The organism is Gluconobacter kanchanaburiensis NBRC 103587 (assembly GCF_007988905.1).
Lineage (GTDB): Bacteria > Pseudomonadota > Alphaproteobacteria > Acetobacterales > Acetobacteraceae > Gluconobacter > Gluconobacter kanchanaburiensis.
Window position 1 is genome coordinate 98,301 of sequence record NZ_BJVA01000003.1, and the last position, 26,815, is coordinate 125,115.

Consider the following 26,815-nt stretch of genomic DNA (forward strand, 5'->3'; position numbering starts at 1 on the left):
TTTCAATTTTTACAAAAAGAAACATAGAATGAAATAGATGAAATCGTGCGTAAAAATCTTTTTTCCCGCCAGTCTCCACGTCTTATTAACAAGACCTTAAAATATCGGTCGGCCCTCTACGTCGTCATGATGCTGGTGTTTTGGATCGTTTATAAATTTTTTGACCCTCTCTCTTTGGAGAGTGCAACAAAAAATTCATCTGCACAGTTTTTCTCAGCCATTACCGCACCATTCTACGGAATGTCTTCTCCACGATCGCATCAGAAGGTCGCGGTCGTTACGATCAATGATCTTACACTTAAACGCTTCGATGCTGACCTGCCACTGTCCTACCAGAGACAGGTTTTCGTTCTCCGGCAGATCCTGGAAGCCGATCCGGCTGCCATCTATGTCGATTTCCGTATGGCCTATGAGCATACGGATGAATCCCTGACGCAGTTCCAGAGCATTCTGGACGAGGCGAAATCGAAACATATTCCAATTTTCTTTGCCCGGGGCGAGGAAGGTCACGACCAAATCGATCTTCCTGCTCCGCTGACGGGCGTAGAGAGCTATAGCAACGCTCTGGAAACGTCCTCCGCCTATCCCCTTATGTTCGAAGAAGAGGGAGGCGAAAAAACGGAAAAGAGTCAGGCAAATGCTGCTTTTGATGTCTATCGCAGCCTGTGCACTTCCACCTGGTCAGGTCAGTGCGGGGTCTTTCGGGAAGATGATTTCCATAGCCCCATGATCATCCAATGGGGGCTACATGTGGACCCAGACCAGACACAGGTCACTTCGCTGGATAATTCGCCCCGCAATACATGCGCCGTACCGTTCACCGGTGGTATTTTGTGCAGAAGTATCGTTCAGTCCTTCACTCTGGGCTTCCGGGCATTCTGGGGAAGCTCGCGCGACTATGAAGTCGGACATGCCTACTATCCTCTGACCATCGGTGCGCAACAGCTTAACGAGCGTGGACGGGGCACGCCGCCGGGCAGCCCCCCTCTGTCCCATCTACTGAAAGGCCGGGCGGTCTTTTACGGAACCGACATCCGTGACCAGCATGACGACACTGTCATTCCCTTTCTCGGCCGCGTTCCGAACGTCGTGCTTCATGCCATGGCCTTCGACAATCTCGTTACCTATGGCAGCCGTTATTTTCAGGAACCCCCTGAACACGAGCTTGGCCGAGGGTTCAGTTTCGGCACGGCAGAGGTTTGTGAACTCGCCCTGTGGCTCATCTTCACCGGATGGATGGCCTTCAAGTTCTATTACAGCCACCCTCAGATTCCCGCCGGTCACGGAACAAGACTTCAGCGTGGTCTCCTGCGTAAAAGCCGGGACTTCCTCTCCCTGCCGCTGTTCGTCAGCGCCATTATCCCCGCCTGTTTCTGTGTCGCTCTCGCAGTCTTTGACCTCTCGCATCTGCCTTCTCTGCGTAACGGCATCGACGAAACGCTCCTGTATGTCTGCCTTTTTCTCCTCCTGCTGGGCACGCTGAGCCTGTTGCGCCTCTCGGCACGGCGGGCGGAAGCAGAGGAAACTGCTCCCGAAGATGACGAGTCCGAAGCCGAGAAAGCCGAGAAACTCCGGTTGGGCTTCTGGGCCCATCTTGCTCTGCTCACAAGCCTGACCGGCATCGTGTTCGCCCTGAACGAACTCTTCCTACATTGGCCAAACGCTGACTGGGTCGGATTCATCCTGCTCTGGCTGGCCGTTGGGGAGTCCTGTGAGTCAACTGGATTCGTTCTGACTTTCGTCAATTTTTTCAGCCGTCGGTCACAAGACCACACCAGAAAACATACGCCAAACCCAGAAAGCCTCTCTCAATGAAAAAGATCCTGTCTCTTGGCCTCCTATGTGGTCTCATCCTGGCTTCCCCGATCCGGGCGGCCACCACAACCACGATCAACGGCGTCTTCGAAAAAACGGTCCACGCCTTTTCCGAAACCTATGCGCCGCTCGGCCAGATTCCAGCTTCTGAACTGATGAACCAGCCTGTAGTTGGCATAGACGAAAATAGAGGACTCCTGAAGGTCCAGACCGCACGAGGCATCGTGCTGATCGCAGGTGCGGCTGTCACCACGACAAAGGCTGCCGCCGCCCCCCGCGAAACGGCGTGCAGTTATATTGCAACGCTGTCCGCTTCCAGCACAGGGTCCTCGGCCGGCTTCGCCGATAACTGCAAGCCGAGTGGACACTGACATGAAGAAACTTCTGGCACTGGCGGGAACCCTCTCCCTTCTTGGATGCAGCAGCACGAATCCCGGCATCCCGGCACAAGGCACCTATATTTCCCACATCACGCCGCTCGCCTCATATCCGCCGCGACCTCCACTGCAAAAGCTAATCTTTCCGGTTAATACCGGGATTGAAGGCATTGTCGTCGATCCAGCCGTCACCTCCTATATGGAGCAGATCCGCGACCGGCTTCTGGCCCAGTGGAGCGGCGTGCGCCCCGATGCACCCATCTTCCTGAGCGTTGATGAACATTTTTCATCGGATGTCTCGCCAGCAGGCGCGATGTTCATCAATGCGGGTATGATCCAGTATTTTTCTGATAATCCGGAAACACAGTCCGAGGACGCGTTCGCTTTCGTCATCGCTCACGAACTGTCCCATATCCTGCTGGGGCATGCCGCCAACAAGGCCGCAAATACGAAGCTCGAGCAAAGGTTTGCAGGTATTGGCGAGATCGGCACGATGGTCGCCGCAGCCGCGGGCGGAGGCGCCGTCGCCGGAAGTGCCAAGACAGCGCTTCTTGCGCTGTATGGCGCCCATGCCGTCGGTGAGTACGGTGGCTTTCCGAGCTGGAGCCGAAGCCAGGAAGAAGAAGCAGACACGCTTGCCGTCGATCTGATGGCAAAAGCGGGATATTCGGTTTCGATGGCGGAGACATCCCTGAATGCGCTCGATACCGCCGACAAACGCGATGCCGCTGAGGCTGCCCTGAAGCAGAAAGCAGTTCAGGAAAAAGCTCAGCAGGAAGCAGAAAAAACGCAGCAGAACAATCTCGCGACAGCGGTTCTGAATCCCCTTCTAACACCGGGCTTCTCGCTGCTCGGCACGGGCCTGGGCTATGTCGGAAAAGGCGTCACCTACGTCCATCTTGATCATCCGCACGCAGCGGAGCGTAGGGAAGAGCTATCCCATTACATCGATCGCAATTACGCCGATCTAATCCCAAGCCTGCACAAGGCTCCCTTCCAGAACTGGATCAGAAGCCACGACGTGCAGAAATTCCTGCAACAAAGTCAGGCCATCAACGATGTCAGCGCTGTCGCCCCAAAGAAGAACTGGCAGAAAACCCGGCAGCTTCTATCCAAGATTGGCGAGCCGGTCCGCTCAAGCCAGATCTGGCTTTATTTCAACATCCAGACGGAAGCGGGCCTGGGCCAAAACAAACAGGCCCTTGCGGACCTTACGACGGCCGCGCAGCGTGACGACGTCATCCTGAAAATCGTCACCATCTGGGCGAATTATCTCAACAGCCAGGGCAAAACGGATGATGCCCTTGCCTATCTGGCTCAGCAACAGAAACTGTTTGATGATCCGAGTACGCTTCCGCAGCAGATCATGATTGCGAAAAAGGCCAAGAAAACCGGCACGGTCGATGGACTGGTGATGGAGTGCCAGATGACGGGTATCGACAGCCTGCAACAGGCCTGTTCGGCCGCGTCCAAGTCCTGAAACCCGTCAGGGGGGGGAGAGACCAGAAGCGTCTCCCCCTCTTTTTCATCCCCGGAAATCCGGCAGTTCGTTAACCGTCACGACACGCCACAGACAGTCAATGCGTTCAAGAATCGTGATGGACAGGTTCTGGATTGAAAACCGCAGGGCCGTGTCCGGATGCACGCCCAGCGCATGCGCCAACGCCGCCCGAATGGCACCGCCATGACTGACGACAATCATGTCCTGCCCTTCATGAGCATTAGCCAGATCGTCAAGTCCGTGCGCCACCCGCGCGCAGACATCCAGCATGCTTTCTCCACCCGGTGGAAGTTCGCAGGCAGAAATGGACCAGAACGGATTGGGCGGCAGACGCAACAGGGACATGAACTCCGTATGCGGTGTGCCATGCCAGTCACCGATCGACTGTTCGATGAAACGCGCGTCAATCGTCACATCCCGCGAAAACGCGCCTGCCCTGCGGATCTCGGAGGCGGTATCCTGCGCCCGCTGCAACGGCGAACTATACCACAGGGCATCCTTGGGAAGACGCCGCGCCAGCGTGGCATAGCCTCCCTGCTGGTTCGCCATCGCTTCGCGGCACAATGGCACGTCGAGCGCGCCATACATCGTCTTGCGCGCACTGGCTTCCACAACGGCGTGGCGGATCAGCCAGAACCGCGTAACACCCGTCGGCAGCTCCGGCGTATCGAGAAAATGCCCGTGCGGGACCGCTTTATCTGTCTGGGTCATGACAACGGGGCGTAACGGGGGACGGGGTTCGCGTCCAGCAGAACATCCCAGTGCTTCAGGATCAGTTCCAGTTTTCCAAGCACCCGACGCGCATCCATGCATTCGCGCTGCAACCGGCGCTCTTCGTCCAGCCCTTCATGAGACGGCTCCCCGGAAACGAGCCGCGCACCCGCACACAGACGCAAGGCCCCTGCAGGCCCCTCGAGCAGAGGATGTGGCACCGGTACGGGCTGTCCCAGAACACACAGAAGACTGCCCTCCCCCTCCGCAACCCAAGGGGAGAGATCCGCATTCAGCCAGCGATGCAGGCGCCGCGCATCTTCGAGCGCAAGCGGGCGGCCCGGCGCATGGGGGGCATCAACCAGAAAGGAGAGAATGGTCGGAACCGCGTCCCAGCGCCCGTCATCGAAAGGCGTGCCCATCGGCAGCATGGTCAGCGCCGGACGCGCCTTCACCATAGCGACGGCTTCCGTCATGAACCGGGTCAGACGACTGCGAATGACAGGATCGGAGAGGGCGAACAGGGCATCCATTTCAGCCAGGGCAGCGTACCAGCGCAGCGCCAGACCGATATTGTGACCATCATTTAGGGCTGAGGCATCTGCGCCGTCAGGCCACTCATCCCGGTTGCCATAGGCCCGCAGTCCCCGAGGAAGAGACAGAAATGGAAGACGGCGACGGATTTCGGGGGGAAGCAGAATGGCCCCGCAGAAAGGGGGCCCGGTAAAGAACTTGGAGCCGGTAATCATGACGATGATTCCCCGCCCGACCCATTCCGCCACACGCGAAGGACTCAGCCGCGCCTGACAGACATCCACGACAATGCTGAGCTGATCGCCCAGCCGGCTACACAATTCTCCGACAAGATCCATGTCCGGCGCGGCCAGCCCCGTCTTTGACTGATCAAGCCGGTGCAGCAGAACATGACGTCCTTCAGCAACCTCACGTTCAGCGAGATCCCGACACTGCGCATTGATGGCCGCCACCGGACGCGCCGTACCGTCCGGTTCACGGATATCAACGCCGATCAGTCTGGTCTCAGGAGAAAACCCTTCGATCACCTCGCCTTTGCCCACAAGCGTCGCACACGCACTGTCTGTCGCGAAATGACGGCCACAGGCCGCGAGAGGAACACCGCTTCCGGTTTCATCCGGGGCCAGAAGAATGGACGTAACCGGACGGTCTGTTCCGGCGGCCACAAGCGCCAGCACCGCCAGTTCACAATCCGTGCCGGAGGCGGACAGCAACACCGCATCCTCCGGCAAGCCATAATGAGCCCCGATCGCTGCGCGCGCACGGCGCACGACCCCTTCCTGAACCAGATCCGGGTCCTGCTTGGCCAGCAGCGCATTCATCATCCCGCGCCTGGCGGCTTCCGCTCCGCCGAACCCACGCTCCGACAGGGAAGATGCTGTCGATGACCCAAATGTGATCGCCCAGGGACGGGGACGGTGCGAGCTGGAATACCGGTTCAGTCCCGTGCGGGGGTCCACCGCCAGCCGGGAATCCCCTCCACCGCTCATAAGGGTTTCGGCAGGGGCAAGAACAGGCCAGAGGCGGGCCAGAACCCCTTGCAGGCGCTCGGCTTCTTGAGAGGTGAATTCAGGAAGCTCGGGTAGGAACGCACTCAGCACCGTCCAGCAGGCGCAAAGGTCCGAGGCCTGTGGCACCTCATCGCTAAAAAGACCAAGCCACGCCGGAAGAGGCACGACCTCGTCTGTATCAAGGGCATGAAACAGGGCTGCCACCCGTGCGGCGGCGAAACTGGCCAGATAGGGGTTGGCCCCCGGCTCCAGAAGCCGCATCAGCTCGATCGCATGCCGGAGGAACGTCGGCGCGAGACGAGGGGCTTCAAGACACGGACCGCCCAGAGTCAGGGTTGCGGTCTGCATGGAAAAAGGAAGCCCGGGCTTCAGGGAACCCGTAATGCGGAACGGCAGGGACAGTGACACATCCAGAACGGGAACCACCCCGTCTGCAATTACCCGTAAGTCGGGCCGCTCCAGAACATCCGTCAGGGAACGTGTCAAAGTATCAGCCAGCATCCTGCCTCTCCTGTCTCCGCACGACAGTGGGATTAGCCCATCGGTCCGAACGGGGAAAGTGTCCGCTGAAGTCATATATCTTGCGTTTCGGGAAACGGGTGGACGTTATTTGCGCTGTTTCAACAACGCTGTAAGATAAAATGGCTCCATCGGGGTCAGACTCCTGACCTAATATCATGAGGTTCAAATGCGGATTTTGCTGACAGGCGGCTGTGGTTTCATAGGATCGGCAGTTGTACGCCATCTGATCCGGAACACCGAACATTCGGTTCTGAACGTCGACTGCATGACCTATGCAGCCTCGGAAGACACTGTCAGCGAGGTCGCGAACGATCCCCGATATTCCCATGCCCGTGCGAATATCGTGAACGGCGTGGAAATGCAGCGGCTGTTCGAGGAATACCGCCCGGACGCCGTCATGCATCTCGCGGCTGAAAGCCACGTGGACCGCTCGATCGACGGCCCCGGCGTCTTCATCCAGACGAACGTCGTCGGCACCTATTCGCTGCTCGAGGCCGCCCGGAAATACTGGAACACGCTGGGAGAGGCCGAAAAGAAGGCCTTCCGCTTCCATCACATTTCCACTGACGAGGTCTTCGGTCATCTGGAGCCGAACGACCCGCCATTCACCGAAACCACGCCCTACGATCCGCGCAGCCCGTATTCAGCCTCCAAGGCCTCGTCTGACCATCTGGTCCGTGCCTGGTTCCACACTTACGGCCTGCCGACCTTCGTCACCAACACCACCAACAACTACGGCATCTGGCATTTCCCCGAGAAGCTGATCCCGCTGGTCACGATCAACGCCATCGAAGGCCGCGAACTGCCGGTTTACGGCAAGGGCGAGAACGTCCGCGACTGGCTGTTCGTCGAAGACCATGCCGAAGCTCTGGTCAAGGCCGTCGAGACCGGAAAGCCCGGCGAAACATACGCCATCGGCGCCCGCCAGCCCCGCACCAACCTTGAAGTCGTCAAGAAGATCTGCGCTGTCCTCGACGAGCTTCAGCCGGACCCGGCTGGCCCGCGCGAGCGCCTGATCCGCTTCGTGACCGACCGCCCCGGCCATGATTTCCGCTACGAGATCGATCCGTCCCACGCCGAGAAAGAACTCGACTGGAAAGCGACGCATGATTTCGAAAGCGGCCTCCGCAAGACCGTTCAGTGGTATCTCGACAATCGCGCCTGGTGGGAAGGAATCCGCTCCAAGCGCTATACCGGCCAGAGACTGGGAGCCAGCAAGTGAGCACCATCGAAACCAAGCCCATGAAGGGCATCATCCTCGCCGGCGGGTCGGGCACACGCCTGTATCCTATGACGATGGCAGCCTCCAAGCAGCTGCTGCCCGTCTATGACAAGCCGATGATCTACTATCCCCTTTCCACGCTGATGCTGGCGGGAATCCGGGACATCATGATCATCACGACGCCCCATGACATGCCCCAGTTCCAGCGTCTTCTGGGCGATGGCTCGCAGTTTGGTGTGAGGTTCGAATACCGCGTTCAGCCTTCACCGGATGGTCTAGCACAGGCCTTCCTGATCGCAGAAGACTGGATTCAGGGCGCACCCTGTGCTCTGGCACTAGGCGACAACCTGATCTTCTCCGAGCATCTGGGCGTTCTGCTGCGTGCAGCCTCAAACCGTCCCGAAGGAGCGACCGTCTTCGCTTACCAGGTCCGCGATCCGGAGCGTTACGGTGTTGTTTCCTTCGATGAGAACGGTATAGCCCTCACCGTTGAAGAAAAGCCGGCCAACCCTGAGTCCCACTGGGCCATCACAGGGCTGTATTTCTACGATCACCGCGTCGTGGACTTCGCCAAGAAGGTAAAGCCCAGCCCCCGCGGCGAACTGGAGATCACCGATCTCAACCGCATGTATCTTGAAGAAGGCACCCTTCAGGTGGACCGTCTGGGCCGTGGCTGCGCCTGGCTCGACGCCGGAATGCCCGACAGCCTGATGCAGGCCGGAACGTTCGTGCAGACCATCCAGTCCCGTCAGGGCATGCTGGTCGGCTCCCCCGCAGAAGTGGCTTTCCGCAACAAGTTCATCACGGCCGACCAGCTTCGCGAGCATGCGAAGAAAATGGGCAAGACCGAACTTGGCCGTCTCCTTCTGGAACTGGCTGACAGCTGATTTTTTTCCAGCGGTTCCAGTTTTCTGCATCCCTTTGCAGCCGGAGCCGTTTTTTCCATGAGACATTTTCACGCCCCAACATTCAGGACAGGGATTTCAGAGCATGAAGGTCGAACGTCTTTCCATTCCAGAGGTCATTCTCGTCACGCCTCCCCGTTTTGGTGACAATCGCGGCTTCTTCTCCGAAACCTACAATGTGGACCGCATGGGCGAAGCCGGCATCAACCTGCCTTTCGTTCAGGACAACCAGAGCCTGTCCCGCCAGAAAGGCGTCGTCCGTGGCCTGCACTGCCAGCTCGCCCCTTACGAGCAGGGTAAACTCGTCCGCGTCACACGCGGCGCCATCTGGGATGTAGCTGTCGATGCCCGCACCGGATCACCGACCTACGGCAAGTGGTGCGCAGCCGAACTTTCGGCTGAAAACTGGTCGCAGCTCTGGATCCCGCCCGGCTTCCTGCACGGCTTCGTCACGCTCGAAGAAAACACCGAAGTACAGTACAAATGTACCTCGCTCTACAGTAAGGTTTCCGAGCGCGCGGTCATCTGGAACTGCCCCGAACTGAAGATCGACTGGCCCGTTTCCGAAGCTGACGCCGTTCTGTCCGACAAGGATCTGATCGCACCGCATTTCTCGGAAGCCAAAGGCTGGTTCCAGTACGAAAAGTGAGCATGACGATGTCCAGCACCCCAACGAGCAGCACAGGTCCCATTCTCGTCACGGGCGGCAACGGCCAGCTTGCGACGTCCCTCCAGAACCTCGGAACCGAACGCATCATCCGCGTCGGACGTCCGGAATTCGACTTCGACCACCCGGAGACGATTGCCGCGACGGTTGAGAAATACAAACCATCGGTCGTCGTGAACGCAGCGGCCTGGACGGCTGTCGATCTCGCCGAAACGGAAAAGGACGGTGCGGAACGCGCCAACAATTCCGGCCCGGCAACGCTCGCCGCAGCCTGCGCGAAGGCAGACATTCCGTTCATCCACGTCTCGACCGACTATGTCTTCTCCGGCGACAAGGGCACGCCCTATACCGAAGACGATGCCACCTCTCCCGAGACGGTGTATGGCAGCACCAAGGCCGACGGCGAACAGGCCGTCCTGACCGCCAACATCAAGAGCATCATCCTGCGTACGGCCTGGGTCTATTCGGCCCACGGCAAAAACTTCGTGCGTACGATGATCAATGCGGGCGCGAAAAATCCCGTGCTCAAGGTCGTGGGGGACCAGAAAGGCAATCCGACCAGTTCGGACGATCTGGCCGAAGCCATTCTTGCCATCATCGTCCTGATCGAGCGCGATGGCTGGAAGCCGGAATATCGCGGCATCTTCCATGCCAGCGGAACCGGCGAAACCACGTGGCACGGTCTGGCCGTCGCCGCGCTGGAAGAAGCTGCGAAACATGGCCAGGCCATGCCGCAAGTCAACGCTATCCGTACTGAGGACTGGCCCACGCCTGCCAAGCGTCCACAGGATTCCCGGATGGACAATTCAAAGCTGCATCGCGTTTTCGGCGTAAAGATGCCAGACTGGCGTCACAGCGTGACGACTATCGTTCACAGGCTGTTTTCCGAAGCCTGATCTTCTGCTGCCCTTCTCAAGCGAGAGGGCAGCCGACTGTCACCCTCTCTTTCGTTGCGTCCGAATGATCCCCTTTTCCCCTCTTTCGGCCTCAAGCCCCGGTGCCGAAACATGACACAGAAAAGGGCATCCTCTTCGCGTCAGGTCGCCATCCTCCTCTCCCTCTATAATGGTGAGAGCTATCTGGACGCGCAGCTTTCAAGCATTCTGACGCAGACCCATCAGGACTGGACTCTCTACTGGCGCGATGACGACTCCTCGGATGCATCCCGTGAGCGGATGCACGCTTTTGCAGGCGGCGCCGGCGCGGGCCGATGTGTCGAAATTACGAGCGCTAACGGACGGCTCGGGGTCGCGGGATCCTATGCCCACCTGCTTGATGCCGTGCCGGACACCCCCTATGTGGCCTTCGCGGATCAGGACGATATCTGGGAGCCGCAGAAACTGGAATGGGCCGTCGATATGCTCAGCCGTCATCCGGCCGATATCCCTGCCCTTTACTGCGCACGACAATATCTGACGGATGAGGATCTGGTCGTCTTTCAGGAATCTTCCGTTCTGCGCCGGAAGCCCGGCTTCCCGGCTTCCCTGACACAGAACATCGCAACGGGTCACACCGTTCTCCTGAACGCCGCCACCCACCGCCTCATGCAGAATAATCTGCCCCCGCCCTCAGTGCTGCATGACTGGTGGGCATATCTCCTGACCGCCGCGGCAGACGGATCCGTTATGTTCGACGACCGCTGCGTCAGCTATTACCGCCAGCATGCCCATAACACGGTCGGGGCTAGTGGTTCGTTCATCAAGCGCGGCTGGGCCGCCCTTCGTCGCGGCCCGCATGTGTTCATGACGATTTTCCATTCGAACGTGACCCATCTTCTGGCCCAGCCGGAGCATGTCTCCCCCTCAGCCCTGCGTCTTCTAAAGGAGATCGCAGCCGCCCGGACATTTGCCACCCGACTGCGCACACTCGTCATGCACCGCGATCTCAGGCGGCAGAGGTTCTCCGAAACAACGGTATTCCGGATCTGGTATCTATTTTCACGCTAGATTCAGGGCGCGCCGCATAGCCTGCATGAATGTTCCGTCCTGCTCCGCGCTGGATCGACGAGCCATATCATAATCATAGACCGTTCCCGCCGGGCGCGTGGCTTTTTCCGGATCTTCAGACGCATAGCGCGGCACGATATGAGTATGTAGGGACGGTGCCAGATTGCACCACGTCTCATAATTGATCCGCACTGCGTCAGTGACCGCCAGCAGCGCATCCCCGACCGCCGCCATATCGGCCAGATACTGCGCCCGCGCCTCGCCCTGAAGATCATTGATCGTCGGCACGACCGGATCGGCCAGGAGCTGACAGTATCCTGGCAGAGGCTGCGTCTCCCCGATCACCAGCCAGCCCGATTTCATCCGCCCGATAACAGAAGGGTTGCTGCCACATCGTGCGGCAGCAACCCTCTGTGCGATAACATCCGTCATGGTCGGTTCCCCTTCTGCGTGAAGGGGAAAGCGTATCATGCAGCGGCTTCGACGTCCTCGTCTTCGCTCTGCACGATCCGCGTATTCCCGCGCGTGGGGCGGAAACGCTTTTCAACCAGCGCCTCTTCAATATCTTCCAGAGACGCACCGGCCGTTTCCGGCACGAAGAAGAACACAAAGATGACAGACGCCAGATTGATGAACGCATAGAACCACATCGTCCAGCTCAACCCTATTGCTTCAGCCATGCTCAGCGCCGTGCTGGTCACCAGAAGATCAGCCCCCCACAGCGTCGCGGCATGAAGCGACGTCGCCTGTCCGCGCATCGAAAGCGGGAACATCTCGGCCCCCAAAAGCCAGCCACAAACCTGGATACCGCCGGAATTGAACATCATGAACAGCAGCAGGAACACCACAATCAGATAGGCCCCCGTGCTGCCCGGAGCCGGATGGCTCAGGAACATCACGCCAAGCCCTACGAGCGACAGCGCAGCCCCCGGCCCCATGATAAGCATCAGACGACGACGGCCGATCCGGTCTACGAACATGCAGCCCAGAAACGTCATGATGCAGTAAATCACCGCCACACCCAGCGACGCCAGAAGGGCGGAGGACGTGCCGAAACCCGCATCATTCAGGAAGGTCGGCGTATAGTAGATCATCATCTCCAGCCCGCCGCACTGCGTAAAGAACGCAACGCCGAGCGCCGCCACGAGCGCAGGCCGCACCCAAGGCTGGAACAGACCACGCCAGCCACGGTTCTGCGGTTCGATCCCTTCCGCATTCTCACGAATGGTCTGGACTTCCCGACGGATGGCGCGCTTGGTCGTGCGGATACGCCCAAGCTGGATGATGGCACTCTTCATGCCCTCGTTCTCAGCCACCCAGCGCGGGCTCTTGGGCATGAAGAACATGGAAACGAATACGATAGCAGCCGGAATGGCAGCAATCCCGACCATCGGACGCCAGCCCCAGTTCACACGCTCGGTGAAACCAATGATATTGGCAATCAAGATGCCAAGGCCGATGGCCACATTGAACATCGTGACCAGCGTGCCACGGCGCTCCTGCGGAGCCAGTTCGGAAATATACATCGGCACAACCTGCGTCGAACCACCAACAGCCAGCCCCAGAACGAAGCGCGCCGCGATCAGGCTCCAGACATCCGGCGCCAGAGAACAGGCAGTCGCCCCCGCCACGAACACACCGCTGACCAGACAGGTCGTGTTTCGCCGCCCGAATTTCTCCGACAGGCTGCCAGCCCCGAAAGCACCGAAGATGGCTCCCAGTAGAATAGCCGAAGCAACCCATTCTTTCATGGCCGCATTCAGGTGAAAATCATCACCAATCAGAGGCAGTGTGCCGGAGATGATGCCGGTATCATAACCGTAAAGACCGCCACAAATCGCAGCAACCACGGCAGCCAGAATCAGCATCAGCTTGGCATTGGGAGAAACTTCGATGGAAGCGGGATCAACTGACTCCCGTCCGGTTCGGACTGTTTTCGTATCGTTTTCCATGACGACATAACATATCACGAAACAGATGGTTTTTCAGCTGCACCGGAAAACCTTACAAAATGATCCGGGGATACGATCAGGATTGACGCAGCCACCCCAAGCCCGTCAGGATAAGCTCATGCAAACACCCGATACCACCAACGATGTTCCGGTCATTGGCACCAAGACCCTGATCATCATACATGTGATGCTGGTCGCCTTTATCCTGCTGGTACATTTCAAGCTGGCACATCTTACGCAGTTCTGAACCGGCCCCACAGATCGGCCAGAGCGTAGGACAGAGCGGCTCCAAGCCCGATCCAGAACGGAACAGGTGCGTCCGTTACCCAGGACAACATCAGTCCGCCCCATGACAGACCCAGCGCCAGCCCCACCGAAACAGTAATCCCGGAGAGCGGCCCAAGCCCGAGCTTCAGCGCCGTCGCGGCAGGCCCGATCATCAGGCTGAACGCCAGAAGCGCCCCAGCCACTTCCGCACAGGCCGCACAGGCCAGCGCCGCCACGGCCATGAACACCACCGACACCAGCCGCGCCGGAACACCCCGCGCCCGCGCCACTTCCGGCGCCAGACTGGCAAACAGCAGCCGACGCCCCAGAAACGCCAGCAGCCCCAGACACAGCACGGCCACTCCGCACAGCGCCTCCAGCGTCGGCATATCAATGCCCAGAACATCCCCGAACAGCAGCGTGGTCGCAAGGCTAGAGCCCCGGTTACTCATATGCAGAAACCACGCCCCAAGCCCCAGACTAGCCGCGAGCACAAGCCCGATCGTGCTGTCCCGCTGGGCGGGAACGCCACGCTCCCCCTCGCGCTCGGCCCCGATGACAAACCCCGCCATCAGACTGAACACCACCATCCCGGAAAGCGGCGGAAAGCCGAGCCAGACTGCTCCGGCCGCCCCACTGAACCCGATATGCGACAGCGCATGGGCCGCGAACGCCTGACGCCGCAGCATCAGGAACCAGCCCACCGTCCCTGCCAGAACCGACACAACCGCCGCACCCACAAAGGCATGGCGCATGAAATCAAACTCGAACATGCAGCCCCCCGTCCGCAAGCTGCACAACCCGCGTCACGGCCCCAGACAGAGCTTCAGTTTCATGAGACGTCAGAACAATCCCGATCCCCAGATTCTCCGTCAGATCCCGCAACAGACGCACCGTCCGCTCCTGCCCCGCCTGATCAAGCGCCGCCAGCGGCTCATCCAGCAACAGCAGATCCGGCTTCCCCGCCAAAGCCTGTGCCAGCCCGACCCGCTGCCGCTCCCCACCGGACAGCAGCCCCAGCGGGCGATACGCAAACGCCGAAGCCCCCGTCAGCGCCAGAAGCCGGTCCGCCTCTTCCCGCCTAGACCGCAGACGCAGCGGCAGCCCCCAGCGCACGCCGTCCACCGCCACCCGCACATGACTGACCGCCGGAAGCAGCAATGCTGCATCCGTCACACTCTGGGGCATGTAACCGATATGCTGCCGGGCCTGCGCCGGTGACAGACCATGCGTGAGAATTTCGCCCGCCTGAAGCGGGATCAAACCCAGCATGGCCCGCAGCAGCGTGGACTTCCCCGCCCCGTTCCGCCCCGACAGAAGCGTCATACCCGAAAGCGGCACCGTCAGCGAGGCCCCCCACAGCACGCAGGTCGAGCCCGCCATAAGCGTCACGTCCCGCAGGACCAGCCCGCGCTCCGGCTGACAGCAGACCCGTTTATTGTCGGCCATCACCCAGCGCCTGCTCCACCGTCTGAAGAATGCCATGAACCCAGCCCTGCCAGGATTGACCCGGTGGCAAAGTCTCCCCAATCGCCACGACCGGCAAGCCCACAGCCTGCGCCCGGTCCACCAGCCGATCGATCTGCGGGGAATGAATAGCGGGATTGGTAATCAGCATCCGGACCCGCCGTCCGTCGATCAGGGTATCGACTTCCGCCACATCCCGGGGCGAAGGTTCGGCATGGTTCATGATCGCCAGTGCAAAACTTTCATCCACAATATCCAGCCCTGCATCCCCCAGCAACGTCTGTCCGACCGGCTCCACGGCGGCGACGGAAACGACATCGTGACGCGCCTTCATCGCAGCCAATCCGGCCTTCACGCCGTCCAGCTCCTTCAGAAAGGCATTCAGCCGCCCGTCTACAGCAGAAGCGGAAACGCCGGGCTGATGCGAAAGCTTGTCCGCAAGAACCCGGGCAACCTTCTCTACCGCAGCCGGATCAAGAAAGAGATGGGGGTTGTCGCCCGGATGCCATCCGGCGATGGAGGCCACCACGATCCTGTCCGAAGCCGACGCTGCGAACGGAAGCGCCCAGTCATCGTAAGTCGCGCCATTCACCACCGCGAGACCTGATCCGGCCATGGCCCGGGCCATCGAAGGCGAAGGCGTCAGATCATGCGGGTCAATCCCCGGCGTCGAAAGCAGCGCCTGTGTCCGGACATCCGGCCCCCCGATCTGCGCCGCCACATCACACCATGCGGCTTCCGCACAGACGATATTCACAGGGATACGGGAGGATTCGGCCCGGACGACAGCAGGAATGCCCGAAATCAGGCCAGCCAGCAGAAGAGCCGGAAAGCAGCGCATCAGTGTCCTCGGGATCAACTCAGGGGAGGATGTTATAAAGTAACATTCCGCATCTGACCATCCCAGGATGGCCCTTAATTCCCCGCCCTGTTTTTGGGCCCTATCCTCGGCGCAGCAAAAGCGCGGCCGCCACGACCTTGCGCTGATACTCCAGATTGAGCGGCAACGTCCGGGAATGATAATCCCCAATAGCCCTCATCAGATTGCCATGCTCGTCATCGAGCGCCCTACGCAGGATCATGGCCGCCGCAGCGATATTGAAACACGGATCCAGCGCGAGCCGTGCCGCAACCTGCGAAACCGGCTGGTGCGTCATGGAGGCGATCGGCAGAATCCAGCGCGAATTGATCTGCATGAGCCCGATATCAACCGAGCCGTCCGCATTGGTGCTGACATGCCCCATCGTCCCGCCCTCGACCCGCTGGATCGCAGGAAGGATGCGCGGCGGCAGATGGTAATGCAAAGCCGAAGCCAGCATGCAGGCCAGCAGACCGCCAGCCATGATTATGAACGGACCACAGGGTGAATCATGCCCCGGACCCTAGCATCGGACGCACCTGCCTGCCATCCTGAACCCCTCGTGATGACCGCAAAGGACAGGAGGACAAGCGTGCAGGACACATCCGCGACCCTGACACTGGACGCGCTCGGCATTTCCTATGAACGCCACGTCTATGAGTATGATCCCTCAGCGGGGAAACTGGGCGTGGCTGCCGCCGCAGCGCTGGGCCTGTCGCCGGACCATGTCCTCAAGACCCTGATGGTCCAGATCGACGGACGCCCCGCCTGTGTGGTGTTGCCCGCGGATCGGGAACTGGATTTTGCCCGCGTGGCACAGGCTTTCGGAGGCCGCAAAGCCAAGATGCTCTCCCGCCCCGACGCCGAACAGCGCACCGGCTACCGCATCGGCGGCGTGAGCCCCTTCGGACAACGCAGCGCCGTCCCTACGGCTTTCGAACAGTCAGGCATGGACGGCCCACCCGTCGTCATCAACGGGGGCAGTCAGGGGCTGCTGATCGAACTTTCACCTGACGATGCCCTGACCGCCACCGGCGGCCTCGTAGCCGATCTGGTCAAACCGCTCTAACAGGATCCATAACCGTTCGGATGGTCCACACGCCAGCGCAGGGCCGTCTCGACAATATCGTCCAGACGGCTGAAACGCGGGCTCCATCCCGTTTCCCGACAGATTTCCAGGGAATCTGCGACCAGAACAGCCGGATCTCCCCCGCGACGTGGCGCCCATTCCCAGGGCACCTTCCGACCGCTCACACGCTCGACGCTCTGGATGACCTCCAGATTGGAAAACCCGACTCCGTTTCCGAGATTATAGGTCACCGAGCGTTCATCAAGCTGGCTCATGACACGGATATGGGCATCAGCCAGATCGCTGACATGCACATAGTCACGCACACAGGTGCCGTCCCGCGTGGGATAGTCGTTTCCGAACAGCTTCAGTCCGGGTCTGCGCCCGAGCGCCGCATCAATCGTGAGCGGTATCAGATGCGTCTCGGGACGGTGATCCTCGCCCAGTCGCCCGAGCGCATCCGCCCCGGCCGCGTTGAAATACCGCAGACAGGCACTCTTCATCCCGCAGATACGATCGGCCCAGACAAGAGCCCGTTCGATCAGATACTTGCTTTCACCATAAGGCGATCCCGGCTCGATCCGCGCTTCTGCCGGAATCCGGGGAAGTTGGCCTTCGCCACCGAACAGTGCTGCCGTCGACGGGAAAACAAAGCGCTTTACCCCATGTCGGGCGCAGGCCTCGATCAGGTTGAGGGACGTGATGAAGTTGCGCCGCAGATAGAGAAACGGCTCACGCATGCTCTCTGCGACGAGCGACACGGCGGCAAAATGCAGAACCGCATCCCACACCCCCGCCGCCACCGCCCGGTCCGTCACATCAGCATCCGACAGATCGGCGTGCACAAACCGCGCCCCCTCCGGGACGGCCGCACGGTGTCCCGTGCTCAGATTGTCCAGAACAACAACATCATGCCCGGCATCCACCAGAGCCTGCGCCAGATGACTGCCAACGAAACCGGCGCCACCCGTAACAAGATACTTCACTGACCCCACGGTCCTTTTGCAAAAGCATTGCAGCCACCCGTAACGAGCGGCCGCAATGCGAGCGTCAGATCAGAGCAGATTCTGCGCGCGATTAAGAATCATGTTGCAGACCTTCTGCTTCATCTGCCCCTTCAGGCTCGACAGCGAAAGCGAATTGGTGCCACCCGTCAGAAGCTGCCCCTGTTGCCCGGCCTTAAAGTCATTCGAAGATGTTACATCCTGTTTGCCTGTCAGGCTGCTCAGGGCCGAGGTGGCACCGCTGCCACTCAGATAGTTGTTCTGCACACAGTAGCCCAGAACACCAGCCACGTTGCCTGTGCTGGCCGAAGCCACATTCGGCACCATGCGGCTCATGATATTTCCAGCGCCCGTCATCCCGGTCATGCCCGACATGCCGCTCATTGCATCGCCAGTGCTGCCAACACCAGGAATGGACTGTGCCTGTGCCGGAATATGTGCCGCGGACATCACAAGACCGACCGCCGCAAGAACCGCGAATACACCGTTTGAATAACGCATCGTATTGCTCCTTCAGAGAACGTTCAGGACAGGACCAGACCAACCCCGTATGAGGACGCTACCATAGCCCGACCTCAGGTTCACCCTCACCGTTTCAGCGAAACTCCCGGGCGGCCCCGTAAATATGATAGAGCGAACTGGCTGGCACGTCGGTCACAGTAGCGTTTCCGGAGGCATCAAACCGGTCGATCCACAGGGCCGCGCCAGCCACGGCGTTCGGACCGGACATGAAGGTCGCGAAAAAATTGTCGCTCACCTGCCGCAACACCTCAGGCCGCTCGTTGCGACAGACCAGCAAACGACACAGTTCGGTCTGCGGCCAGATCCGCGTCCCATTCTCAAGCGGCCGCCCGTCATCCAGCACGGCATCACACACCGCAGAACCGGTCATTCCATGACGCATCCCGAACCCGAACAGCGCATCAGCCGATCGCAAAACGGCCTCGCCATCCCTCGCGGAAGGATTAAGCCGCAGATATTCTCCCAGCAGCCAGGACCATTCGAAAAGATGCCCCGGCTCCACCCGGTTTTTCCCGAACGCTTCAGCACTGCGCCAGTCAGCTTCAAATGTTTCGGGAAGTACACCCGTATCAGGCTGGATCAGCTTTTCCATCGCCAGACGCACTAAGGCGGTCGCCTCGTCCAGATAGAAACTGTCCCCGGAGACTTCGAACAGGAAAAGACATGCCTCAAGGAGATGCATGTGAGGATTCTGGTGACGAAACGCGCCGGAACGCGGCACTTCATCCGCGAACCCACCATGATCTGCCCGGAAAATCCGTCGGATCTCCAGCATCGTCTGCCGTGCGGTCTCCAGAAAAGCGGAACTGCCACTCAGACGATAGGCACAGCCATGAGCATAGAGAATGAAAGCATGGGCATAGAGATCCCGCTGCGTGCCGGATGGAGATCCATCCGGAGCAACAGAAAAGATCCACCCCGGCTGCCCGTCCGTATGCCGGTAGAGACGGGTCACTTCCTCCAGACAGATCAGGGCCTGCGCAGAAGCATCGTGCAGCCCGTCCAGCGCAGCCCGGCAGAAAGTCGCAATCTGCCGGGCCTGCACCATCAGCCGTGATGCTGGAAGAATAAGGGGTCTACCGTGGAAATCCAGCTTCTCATGATACAGACGCCGCCCGCTATCAAAACCGGCGCTACTCCACATCGGAAGAACTGACTGTTTCATCCAGCCGGCCCAGCGCGCACGCAGGTCAGCATCCATAATCAGCGACGAGGAAGCGGGTGGCATTACAGTCTGCATTCTGACTGCCGTATGAGAGCTGAACGCGCGCGTCAACAGAGACACATGCGTCAGCACTGAAGCTAAACCAGAATTTTGTTTTTCAGGAAATTAGAAAACTGGTGGAGCCAATCGGGATCGAACCGACGACCTCCTGAATGCCATTCAGGCGCTCTCCCAACTGAGCTATGGCCCCACATGTTTCAATCGGCCCCTTTGGGACGGAGCCGGATGAGGGCGGTATATCGTCATGATTTCGCCCTGACAAGTCTGAAAAACAGATTTTGACAGCAGTTTTTCACACAAAAATCGCCTTCAGCCTCCTCAGTTCCTCCAGTAGTGGAAGAAGCGGAAGCCCCAGAACGGCGTCCTGCGTCCCTTCGACAGCCGAAAAAAGTTGGATCCCGGGGCCTTCCAGCCGATACGCCCCTACACAGGACAAGATCGCAGCCCCTTCCCGCTCCAGATAGGCCTGAAGGAACGCCTCCGAAAACGCCCGCATCGTCAGACGCGGCGACGCCAGATGCTCCCAGACCTTCTCGCCTCCTTTATAGAGAACAACCGCCGTGCGCAGAACATGCGTCCGCCCCCGCAACCGACGCAGATGCTCTGCTGCTTCAGCAACAGAACCCGGCTTGGCAAAGGCCACCCCATCCAGATCGAGAATCTGGTCCGCTGCCACCGTCAAATCATCGAAGCTCACATCCCGTGTCGCGAGATTAGCCTTTGCATCTGCCAGAACGATCGCCGTTTTTGAAAGCGTATGCCCCTGCGCCTCGCAGGAGCGACGAAGCGCCTCCTCGTCAAGATCGACCGGTCTGGCCAGTACCGTAAGACCCGCATTTTCGAGCAGCATGCGCCGGGCTGATGAGCCGCTGGCAAGAATCAGGGAAGTACTGAAAGACATCATGATGTACGACTCCGTACTATCGACTGCGAAAAGAAGGACGAGTACTGCAAGAAACCCTGTGAAGGCATTGCGTCAGTACTGGGGTACATGGGGATAGTACCAGCTCTTCCGAAAGGAGTACCGAGTACCGTGGATTGTACGGTACACCAGCCGGAACTGGGGGTTGTACACAGCCTCTCTGTGGGCAATTCGGGATTGAATCCGCGACTCCCATGCAGACTGCGGCCTCCAGAGTTGTACACAGTGTGAACAAGATGGGGTACATTTTCAGAAAGCCGGGTACCCCGGTATCCACAGGGATCATCTTAACCTCCAGCATTTCTTTCTTTTTTCTTTTATGATTAGTGGGCGGCATGATTTCGGAAAACGCACCTTCCTCACCCTCATCAAAACCGCTTTTGCGGGCCCTCCGTGGTGAGGCCGTCTGGCCGCCTCCGGTCTGGCTCATGCGTCAGGCAGGCCGTTATCTCCCCGAATTCCGCGCCATGCGTGACAGGGCCGACTTTCTGACCAGGTGCATGACCCCGGACATGGCCACCGAGCTGACGATCCAGCCGATCCGCCGCTACGGCATGGACGGTGCGATCCTGTTTTCCGACATCCTGATCCTGCCCTGGGCCATGGGTCAGTCCCTTGAATTCATTGAGGGTCGCGGTCCCGTGCTTAGCGCCATCCGCTCCGAAGCCGACCTCGCCCGGCTCGATCCAAAACGCGTACAGGACGCCGTCGCACCAGTGCGCGAGACCTTGTCCCGCCTCGCCAAAGAGCTTCCCGACGTTACCACGCTTCTGGGCTTCGCAGGCAGCCCGTTCACGGTCGCCTGCTACATGGTCGAGGGCGGTGGATCGCGGGATTTCGCCGAAACCCGTCGCATGATGCAGACCAACCCAGGCCTGTTTGATCGCCTGATCGACACCCTGACCTCGAGTACCGCCGAGATGCTCTGCGGCCAGATCGAAGCCGGGGCGGAAGCTGTGATGCTATTCGATTCCTGGGCAGGGATTCTGCCGCCTTCCGCTTTCCGCCGCTACGTGATCGAGCCGACACGCCAGATCGTCGCGTACATCCGCGCCCGTCATCCCAAGACTCCGATCATCGGTTTCCCACGCCTCGGTGGCATCATGGTCCGTGAATACGCGCAGAAAACCGGCATCAACACGCTGGCGCTCGACACAGTCGCCGACCCGGCCCAGATTTCCGAACTCCTGTCCGAAGCCGTTCCGGGCCTCACCCTTCAGGGCAACATGGACCCGATGATCCTATTCTCCGGCGGTGAGACAATGATCCGCGAAGCTCAGGCCATCCGCGACGCAATGCGCGGAAAACCCCATGTTTTCAACCTCGGACACGGTGTCATGCAACATACGCCTCCTGAAAACGTGGCGGCCCTCGTCGAAGCGGTACGCGCGGTATGACAGGCCGTATGACAAAAGCCCTGGATCCGGCAGGCCAGTTGAAACTGGTTATTTTCGACTGTGATGGGGTTCTCGTGGATAGCGAAGGCCCCTCCTGCCGGGCCACGGCGGAATTCGCCCGATCCAAAGGGCTGTCCATGACGGACGAAGAGGCACATAGGCGTTTCGCAGGCATGGCGCTCCCTCAGGTTGTCAGCGAACTTGAAGCCGAACTGGGTCATTCCCTACCTGACGAAACGGCATTCATTCTGCGTGAAAATCTCGTACAGATGATGAAAAAAAGCGCAGAACCCGTAAGCGGAGCGCCTGAAATGCTGTCAGGAATCCGGTCCTTGGGACTGCCGGTTCGTGTCGGGTCGAATTCTTCCCTCCGGGAGATGGACGCCAAGTTCGAGCGAACCGGAATGACGCAGTTTTTTCCCGAAAACCGCATCCATTCCGCCAATGACATGGGCTGTCCCAAACCTGCTCCAGACGTGTATCTGTACGCAGCGAAGGCAGAGGGCGTTCTGCCAGAAAACTGTGTTGTGATCGAAGACAGCGATACTGGAGCAGAAGCCGCCTGGAAGGCTGGCATGGCCTGTGTGCTTCTTCGCTCTGAAGACATGCCTGCCCCGCCCTTCTGGCCCGTCGAAGGTTCGGTCCGTATCGCCCATCTGGACGAGCTGGTACCGCTGCTCCGCCGGACGCTGGAAAGCCAGAAACCCGCATGACTGACTTTCTCGCGACGTATCAGAGCTGGATCCTGTCCCTGCACATCATGGCGTTCATCGCCTGGATGGCCGGGACATTTTATCTCCCGCGTCTATATGTCTATCACTGTCAGGTGGTACCGGGTTCTGACGAGAGCGAGCGGTTCAAGGTCATGGAGCGCAAGCTTCTGCGCCAGATCATGACGCCCGCCATGATCGTGACATTCCTCGCAGGCGGTGCCCTGGCCTCCATTCCTGGTCTGATCGACTGGAATGCGGGCTGGTGGTGGGCAAAGCTGATCTGCGTCTTCGGTCTCGCAGGATTTCACGGTGCCTGCGGAACATGGCGTCGTGGTTTCGCCGAAGACCGCAACCAGCACCCGGAAAAATTCTACCGGATTGCCAACGAAGTCCCCACAATCCTGATGATGATCATCGTCATCATGATCATCGTCCGCCCCTGAAAGAACTCTTTGATAAAAGTTTTTGGGTGTCGCCTTTTTTCAAAAAGGTGACAGTCTTCGAAGCTTTTTGAAAAAAGCTTCACCAAAAACTTTTATGACTTTCAGATCAGGCCGTATTTTACGCCGGTCATCTGTTCCGAGACGGTCCACAGACGCGCGGCCAGTTCGGGTACATGCGCCAGAGCCGGCAGCCCCGCGATCCCCGGCACACCACGGCGTTCCCCCGGCCCCTGCGGACCATAATAGCTGCCGTCATGCGCCTGTGGACTGGCAAGAGCATAGAGCAGCGGCCACGCCCCCTCCTCGACCGTCTGCCCCATGGCATGAAACACCGGCCCGACGACACTGCGCGCCAGACCGCGCATGAACCGCGCGGCTTTGTTGGCGGACTGATCCAGATTGCCATTATTTGCGATGATATCACTCGCCGCCCAACCGGGATGCGCTGCACGGGAATGGATGGGCCAGGGCGCTTTCGTGGCCCGGCGGTTCAGTTCGAGTGCAAACAGCAGGTTGGACAGCTTGCTCTGACGATACCGCACCATCGGATTGTAGGAATGCCGCGCATTCAGATCGCCAAATGGGATCTCCCCTGTCAGCGCCGCCAGAGACGCCACCGTCATGACTGTCGCATTCCCCGCCGCCAGCAATGGCAGCAGCCGTCCCGTCAGAGCGAAATGCCCGAGATGGTTGGTGCCGAACTGCAATTCGAACCCGTCTTTCGTCGTCAGACGTGTCGCAGGCCCCATGACTCCGGCATTGTTCGCCAGAAGATGAATTGGCTCGCCCCGGCTGCGCATTGCGGATGCGAATGCCTCGATCCCGGCCAGAGATGCCAGATCCAGCAGTTCGAACCGCGCCTTGACGAACGGCACGCGCTCATGAAGCCGTGCCAGCGCCGCCTGTCCCTTGTCATGACTGCGACCGCTCAGCACGATTGCAGCGCCCTGTTTCGCCAGCCCGCAGGCGACCTCAAACCCCAGCCCCCCGGTTGATCCGGTGATGAGCGCCGTCTTTCCGTCCAGACGTTCAAGAGAGTCCGTGGACCATTCGGGAGCGGAGGGCTGTGTCATGAGGTCTGTCCTTCCAGTCTGTGTCAGCTCGTTTTTTTGTCCACACGCGATTCCTCGCGCTTTTCGTCTTCCTTGGCCTGCCGGAGTGCCTCATCCGTCAGGCGTTTCTCGTTTTTCTTGAGAAAAACGAGCGCCCCGACCAGACAGCAGACCCCCACGACCGCCATGGCGATTCCGACTGGCCCGGTGATTTTCTCGATCTGCTTGCCAAGCTCATAGGTCACAAAGGCATAGCCACCGGCCCAGCAGATGCCACCGAGTGCATTGAAAAATAGGAACGAATGCCAGGGCATCCGGTTGGCTCCTGCCAGCAATGCCACGAACACGCGCAGCACCGCGACGAAACGCCCCAGAAACACGACGATCCCGCCATGCCTGCGGAACAGATACCGCCCCAGCATCAGCCGCTCTTCGGTCAGACCGACTTTCTGGCCGTGCTTTTTCAGAATGCCGTAACCAAAGTGATGGCCAATCAGATAGCCGATATTGTCGCCCATGATGGCGCCAAGGACGGCCGCGAGCGCGATCCAGCGGATTTCCAGATGATGGGTGCTACCCGCGTAGAGCGAAGCGGCGATGATGACGCTTTCTGCCGGAAGAGGAAGGCCCATGCTCTCGAACATGACGGTGATGCCGACGACGCCATAGCCATACTGCACCAGCATGTGATCGAGAAAATGACTGAGATGAAACAGTGTCCTGGTCCTGTTCAAGCTGTGGCGGAAGAGAGTGCCACCGGCTACGATACTACGGCATCGGAGACAGGATGAGAAATGACGACATCGCCTTCCCCCATAGCCAACCCTTCTGTATCGGGAAACTGGCCGTCCTGGGTGACGCCCGAACTGGTGGCGGGTCGCACGCTGTCTTTCTCCGAACTCCGCACTGCTGGGAACTGGACCTTCTGGCTCGAAAGCCGCCCGGATGAACAGGGCCGCTCCGTCATCACGGGCCGTAATCCGGACGGAAAGATCCACGACCTGATCCCGCCTGGCTACTCGGTCGGCACCCGCGTGCATGAATATGGCGGCGGCGCATGGGATGTGCGCCTGAAGAAGGGTGTCCCGCAGGTCGTTTTCAGTGATCGCAAACGCGGTGGGGTCTGGTTCAGCGATGGCACCACCGCCACGCAATGGGCCGAAGCTGGCGAAATCCCTGAACATCGCTACGCTGATCTCACCTTCGATCTCACATCCGACGCCGTATTCTGCGTCCGTGAAACTCATGGTGAGGGCGTGCCCGTCGCAGCTCTCGTCCATGTTCATTCTGACGGACGCGAAACCGTTCTGGTGGAAGGGGCGGATTTCTACGCCGCCCCCCGCCCCTCACCCGACGGCTGTTTCCTCGCATGGTTCAGCTGGAACGACCCGGCCATGCCCTGGACCGTCACGACCCTCTGCGTCGCCCCCTTGGATCGCACAACCGGCACGCTCGGCCCCGTGACAAACCTTTCAGGCCCCGAACCATGCAGCATCATCGAACCCTGCTGGTCCCCTGACTGCACGCTCTACGCAACGTCCGACGCCTCGGGCCGCTGGACCCCCATCCGCTTTTCCCATGACGATACAGATTGGCACCCCCACTCCCTCAACGGCGCCAACGCAGAAATCGGTCTGCCGCACTGGGTCTTCGGTCAACGCAGTATGGTCCCGCTGCCCGGAAACAGATTGCTGGCCCTTGGTATCCGTCATGGCCTCAACCACGTCCTGCTGGAAGACAACGGACGGTGGACGGATGTCTCCCTCGGCACCCCCGTCAACGTCCCGCAACCGCTCGAAGACGGACGTTTCGCCTGGATCGACTCCCCCGCCGATGCCCCAGCCGCCATTGCTACAGGCCGCATTGGCGAGCCCTGCGACCGTTTCCGCAACAGCGTCACACTCCCGCCCGGCGTTACGAAAGCCGATATCGCAACTCCCACACCCCTGACCTTTCCGACCACCAACGGAGCAGAAGCCCACGCCCTGTTCTACGCCCCAGCCAGCAGCACCAGCGCGTTGCGGGAAGGAGAAAAACCCCCACTCGTCGTCATGGCGCATGGCGGCCCGACCGGCCGCGCCAATCCGTCCTTCGCCTTCAAGGTGCAGTGGTGGACCTCGCGCGGTTTCGCCGTCCTCGACGTCAATTATCGCGGCTCAACCGGCTTCGGCCGCGCTTATCGCGAAGCATTGGACAGGCAGTGGGGCGTCGCGGATATCGAAGACTGTCTCGCCGGCGTGAAGGCCGTTCTCGACCGCGGCCTCGCTGACCCAGCCCGCTGCGTCATCCGCGGTAGCAGCGCCGGCGGCCTGACTGTCCTGGGGGCTCTTGCACAGTCAGACCTCTTCGCTGCCGGAACGTCCCTCTATGGCGTCACGGATCTGCGCGCTCTCGCCGAAGAAACCCATAAATTCGAAGCCCGCTATCTGGACGGCCTGATCGGCCCCTATCCCGAAGACGAGGCGGTGTATCTGAAACGTTCTCCCATCACGCAGGCAGGCGGAATTTCCGTTCCCGTCCTGTTCCTGCATGGCGGCGCAGATAAGGTCGTCCCCCTGTCACAGGCGGAATCCATGCGCACAAAACTCGAACATTCCGCCCTGCACGTCTATCCGGAGGAAGCCCATGGCTTCCGCGCCCGCGAAACCATAGAAGACGCCCTGCAACGGGAACTCGCCTTCTATCAGCAGGTTTTCAATTCATAGATCCTCGG

At 59.8% G+C, this 26,815-nt stretch carries 28 protein-coding genes and 1 tRNA gene; 14 read left to right on the forward strand and 15 right to left on the reverse strand.

Features of this window, described 5'->3' with window-relative positions:
- Positions 1-240 precede the first annotated feature (240 nt).
- From GKA01_RS03550 to GKA01_RS03560, 3 genes are read left to right on the forward strand one after another with little or no spacing between them, the layout of a single operon-like run.
- Positions 241-1,815 (forward strand): CHASE2 domain-containing protein, encoded by a 1,575-nt coding sequence (locus GKA01_RS03550; protein WP_167506309.1) that lies wholly within the window; start codon positions 241-243, stop codon positions 1,813-1,815.
- Positions 1,812-2,186: a hypothetical protein gene (locus GKA01_RS03555; RefSeq protein WP_146859295.1), complete on the forward strand. Its 375-nt coding sequence runs from the start codon at positions 1,812-1,814 to the stop codon at positions 2,184-2,186. Before GKA01_RS03550 ends, GKA01_RS03555 begins: the two co-directional genes overlap by 4 nt.
- Before the next feature lies 1 nt (position 2,187).
- Complete coding sequence (locus tag GKA01_RS03560; protein ID WP_146859297.1) at positions 2,188-3,672, forward strand: M48 family metalloprotease; 1,485 nt, start codon at positions 2,188-2,190, stop codon at positions 3,670-3,672.
- A 45-nt stretch (positions 3,673-3,717) separates the two neighbouring features.
- On the opposite strand, the gene GKA01_RS03565 is transcribed toward GKA01_RS03560, so the two are convergent.
- Entirely contained in the window at positions 3,718-4,404 is a 687-nt protein-coding gene (locus GKA01_RS03565; protein WP_146859299.1) for a histidine phosphatase family protein, read from the reverse strand.
- Entirely contained in the window at positions 4,401-6,449 is a 2,049-nt protein-coding gene (locus GKA01_RS03570; protein WP_146859301.1) for a hypothetical protein, read from the reverse strand. The genes GKA01_RS03565 and GKA01_RS03570 overlap by 4 nt, the downstream gene beginning before the upstream one ends.
- A 187-nt stretch (positions 6,450-6,636) precedes the next feature.
- On the opposite strand from GKA01_RS03570, the gene rfbB reads away from it, so the two are divergent.
- The 5 genes from rfbB to GKA01_RS03595 all read left to right on the forward strand — a co-directional run bounded on the left by rfbB (position 6,637) and on the right by GKA01_RS03595 (position 11,210).
- The gene (rfbB, locus tag GKA01_RS03575; protein WP_146859303.1) at positions 6,637-7,692 is read left to right on the forward strand and encodes a dTDP-glucose 4,6-dehydratase; all 1,056 of its coding nucleotides are present in this window, start codon (positions 6,637-6,639) and stop codon (positions 7,690-7,692) included.
- A gap of 20 nt (positions 7,693-7,712) precedes the next feature.
- A complete protein-coding gene (gene rfbA, locus GKA01_RS03580) occupies positions 7,713-8,579 on the forward strand; it encodes a glucose-1-phosphate thymidylyltransferase RfbA (protein WP_146859585.1) in 867 nt (288 codons plus the stop codon).
- Between the two features lie 103 nt (positions 8,580-8,682).
- Positions 8,683-9,246, forward strand: coding sequence for a dTDP-4-dehydrorhamnose 3,5-epimerase (gene rfbC, locus GKA01_RS03585; protein ID WP_146859305.1), 564 nt, complete (start codon positions 8,683-8,685; stop codon positions 9,244-9,246).
- Positions 9,247-9,254: 8 nt separating this feature from the next.
- Entirely contained in the window at positions 9,255-10,160 is a 906-nt protein-coding gene (gene rfbD / locus GKA01_RS03590) for a dTDP-4-dehydrorhamnose reductase (RefSeq protein ID WP_146859587.1), read from the forward strand.
- A 111-nt stretch (positions 10,161-10,271) separates the two neighbouring features.
- Positions 10,272-11,210 carry a glycosyltransferase gene (locus GKA01_RS03595; RefSeq protein ID WP_146859307.1) on the forward strand — a complete coding sequence of 313 codons (939 nt, stop codon included), beginning with the start codon at positions 10,272-10,274 and terminating at the stop codon, positions 11,208-11,210.
- Here the strand turns inward: GKA01_RS03595 and GKA01_RS03600 are convergent.
- Positions 11,202-11,642: an HIT family protein gene (locus GKA01_RS03600; RefSeq protein ID WP_146859309.1), complete on the reverse strand. Its 441-nt coding sequence runs from the start codon at positions 11,640-11,642 to the stop codon at positions 11,202-11,204. The two genes, GKA01_RS03595 and GKA01_RS03600, sit on opposite strands and share 9 nt — an antisense overlap.
- A gap of 35 nt (positions 11,643-11,677) precedes the next feature.
- Complete coding sequence (locus GKA01_RS03605; RefSeq protein WP_167506310.1) at positions 11,678-13,162, reverse strand: sugar porter family MFS transporter; 1,485 nt, start codon at positions 13,160-13,162, stop codon at positions 11,678-11,680.
- Positions 13,163-13,280: 118 nt separating this feature from the next.
- Here GKA01_RS03605 and GKA01_RS13965 point away from each other — a divergent pair, with 118 nt between their 5' ends.
- Entirely contained in the window at positions 13,281-13,409 is a 129-nt protein-coding gene (locus GKA01_RS13965; protein WP_264788709.1) for a hypothetical protein, read from the forward strand.
- Here GKA01_RS13965 and GKA01_RS03610 read toward each other — a convergent pair.
- The 4 genes from GKA01_RS03610 to GKA01_RS03625 form a co-directional block, all read right to left on the reverse strand.
- A complete protein-coding gene (locus GKA01_RS03610) occupies positions 13,396-14,202 on the reverse strand; it encodes a metal ABC transporter permease (RefSeq protein WP_146859311.1) in 807 nt (268 codons plus the stop codon). The genes GKA01_RS13965 and GKA01_RS03610 overlap by 14 nt on opposite strands.
- Entirely contained in the window at positions 14,189-14,878 is a 690-nt protein-coding gene (locus tag GKA01_RS03615; RefSeq protein WP_146859313.1) for an ATP-binding cassette domain-containing protein, read from the reverse strand. The genes GKA01_RS03610 and GKA01_RS03615 overlap by 14 nt, the downstream gene beginning before the upstream one ends.
- On the reverse strand, positions 14,865-15,737 hold the full coding sequence (locus GKA01_RS03620) for a metal ABC transporter solute-binding protein, Zn/Mn family (RefSeq protein ID WP_146859315.1): 873 nt from the start codon (positions 15,735-15,737) through the stop codon (positions 14,865-14,867). The genes GKA01_RS03615 and GKA01_RS03620 overlap by 14 nt, the downstream gene beginning before the upstream one ends.
- Before the next feature lie 100 nt (positions 15,738-15,837).
- Positions 15,838-16,239, reverse strand: coding sequence for a lytic transglycosylase domain-containing protein (locus tag GKA01_RS03625; RefSeq protein ID WP_146859317.1), 402 nt, complete (start codon positions 16,237-16,239; stop codon positions 15,838-15,840).
- Between the two features lie 81 nt (positions 16,240-16,320).
- Here GKA01_RS03625 and GKA01_RS03630 point away from each other — a divergent pair, with 81 nt between their 5' ends.
- On the forward strand, positions 16,321-16,824 hold the full coding sequence (locus GKA01_RS03630) for an aminoacyl-tRNA deacylase (RefSeq protein ID WP_146859591.1): 504 nt from the start codon (positions 16,321-16,323) through the stop codon (positions 16,822-16,824).
- On the opposite strand, the gene galE is transcribed toward GKA01_RS03630, so the two are convergent.
- The 5 genes from galE to GKA01_RS03655 all read right to left on the reverse strand — a co-directional run bounded on the left by galE (position 16,821) and on the right by GKA01_RS03655 (position 20,479).
- A complete protein-coding gene (galE, locus tag GKA01_RS03635) occupies positions 16,821-17,810 on the reverse strand; it encodes a UDP-glucose 4-epimerase GalE (protein ID WP_146859319.1) in 990 nt (329 codons plus the stop codon). The two genes, GKA01_RS03630 and galE, sit on opposite strands and share 4 nt — an antisense overlap.
- Before the next feature lie 69 nt (positions 17,811-17,879).
- Positions 17,880-18,329, reverse strand: a complete 450-nt coding sequence (locus GKA01_RS03640; protein ID WP_146859321.1) for a DUF2501 domain-containing protein — start codon at positions 18,327-18,329, stop codon at positions 17,880-17,882.
- A 94-nt stretch (positions 18,330-18,423) separates the two neighbouring features.
- The gene (locus GKA01_RS03645) at positions 18,424-19,578 is read right to left on the reverse strand and encodes an AGE family epimerase/isomerase (protein WP_228119897.1); all 1,155 of its coding nucleotides are present in this window, start codon (positions 19,576-19,578) and stop codon (positions 18,424-18,426) included.
- 111 nt (positions 19,579-19,689) lie between these two features.
- Positions 19,690-19,765 (reverse strand) — tRNA-Ala (locus GKA01_RS03650).
- Between the two features lie 102 nt (positions 19,766-19,867).
- Positions 19,868-20,479, reverse strand: a complete 612-nt coding sequence (locus GKA01_RS03655) for a Maf family protein (RefSeq protein ID WP_146859323.1) — start codon at positions 20,477-20,479, stop codon at positions 19,868-19,870.
- Positions 20,480-20,832: 353 nt separating this feature from the next.
- Here GKA01_RS03655 and hemE point away from each other — a divergent pair, with 353 nt between their 5' ends.
- The 3 genes from hemE to hemJ are packed head-to-tail and all read left to right on the forward strand — an operon-like array spanning position 20,833 to position 23,050.
- Positions 20,833-21,894 (forward strand): uroporphyrinogen decarboxylase, encoded by a 1,062-nt coding sequence (gene hemE, locus GKA01_RS03660; RefSeq protein ID WP_146859325.1) that lies wholly within the window; start codon positions 20,833-20,835, stop codon positions 21,892-21,894.
- Positions 21,895-21,902: 8 nt separating this feature from the next.
- Positions 21,903-22,607: an HAD family hydrolase gene (locus tag GKA01_RS03665; protein WP_146859327.1), complete on the forward strand. Its 705-nt coding sequence runs from the start codon at positions 21,903-21,905 to the stop codon at positions 22,605-22,607.
- A complete protein-coding gene (hemJ, locus tag GKA01_RS03670; RefSeq protein ID WP_146859329.1) occupies positions 22,604-23,050 on the forward strand; it encodes a protoporphyrinogen oxidase HemJ in 447 nt (148 codons plus the stop codon). Before GKA01_RS03665 ends, hemJ begins: the two co-directional genes overlap by 4 nt.
- Positions 23,051-23,151: 101 nt before the next feature.
- Here the strand turns inward: hemJ and GKA01_RS03675 are convergent, their stop codons facing one another.
- Positions 23,152-24,123 (reverse strand): SDR family oxidoreductase, encoded by a 972-nt coding sequence (locus GKA01_RS03675; RefSeq protein WP_146859331.1) that lies wholly within the window; start codon positions 24,121-24,123, stop codon positions 23,152-23,154.
- Between the two features lie 23 nt (positions 24,124-24,146).
- On the reverse strand, positions 24,147-24,746 hold the full coding sequence (locus tag GKA01_RS03680; protein ID WP_194265847.1) for a DedA family protein: 600 nt from the start codon (positions 24,744-24,746) through the stop codon (positions 24,147-24,149).
- A 150-nt stretch (positions 24,747-24,896) separates the two neighbouring features.
- On the opposite strand from GKA01_RS03680, the gene GKA01_RS03685 reads away from it, so the two are divergent.
- Positions 24,897-26,807: a S9 family peptidase gene (locus GKA01_RS03685; RefSeq protein ID WP_146859333.1), complete on the forward strand. Its 1,911-nt coding sequence runs from the start codon at positions 24,897-24,899 to the stop codon at positions 26,805-26,807.
- Positions 26,808-26,815 lie beyond the last annotated feature (8 nt).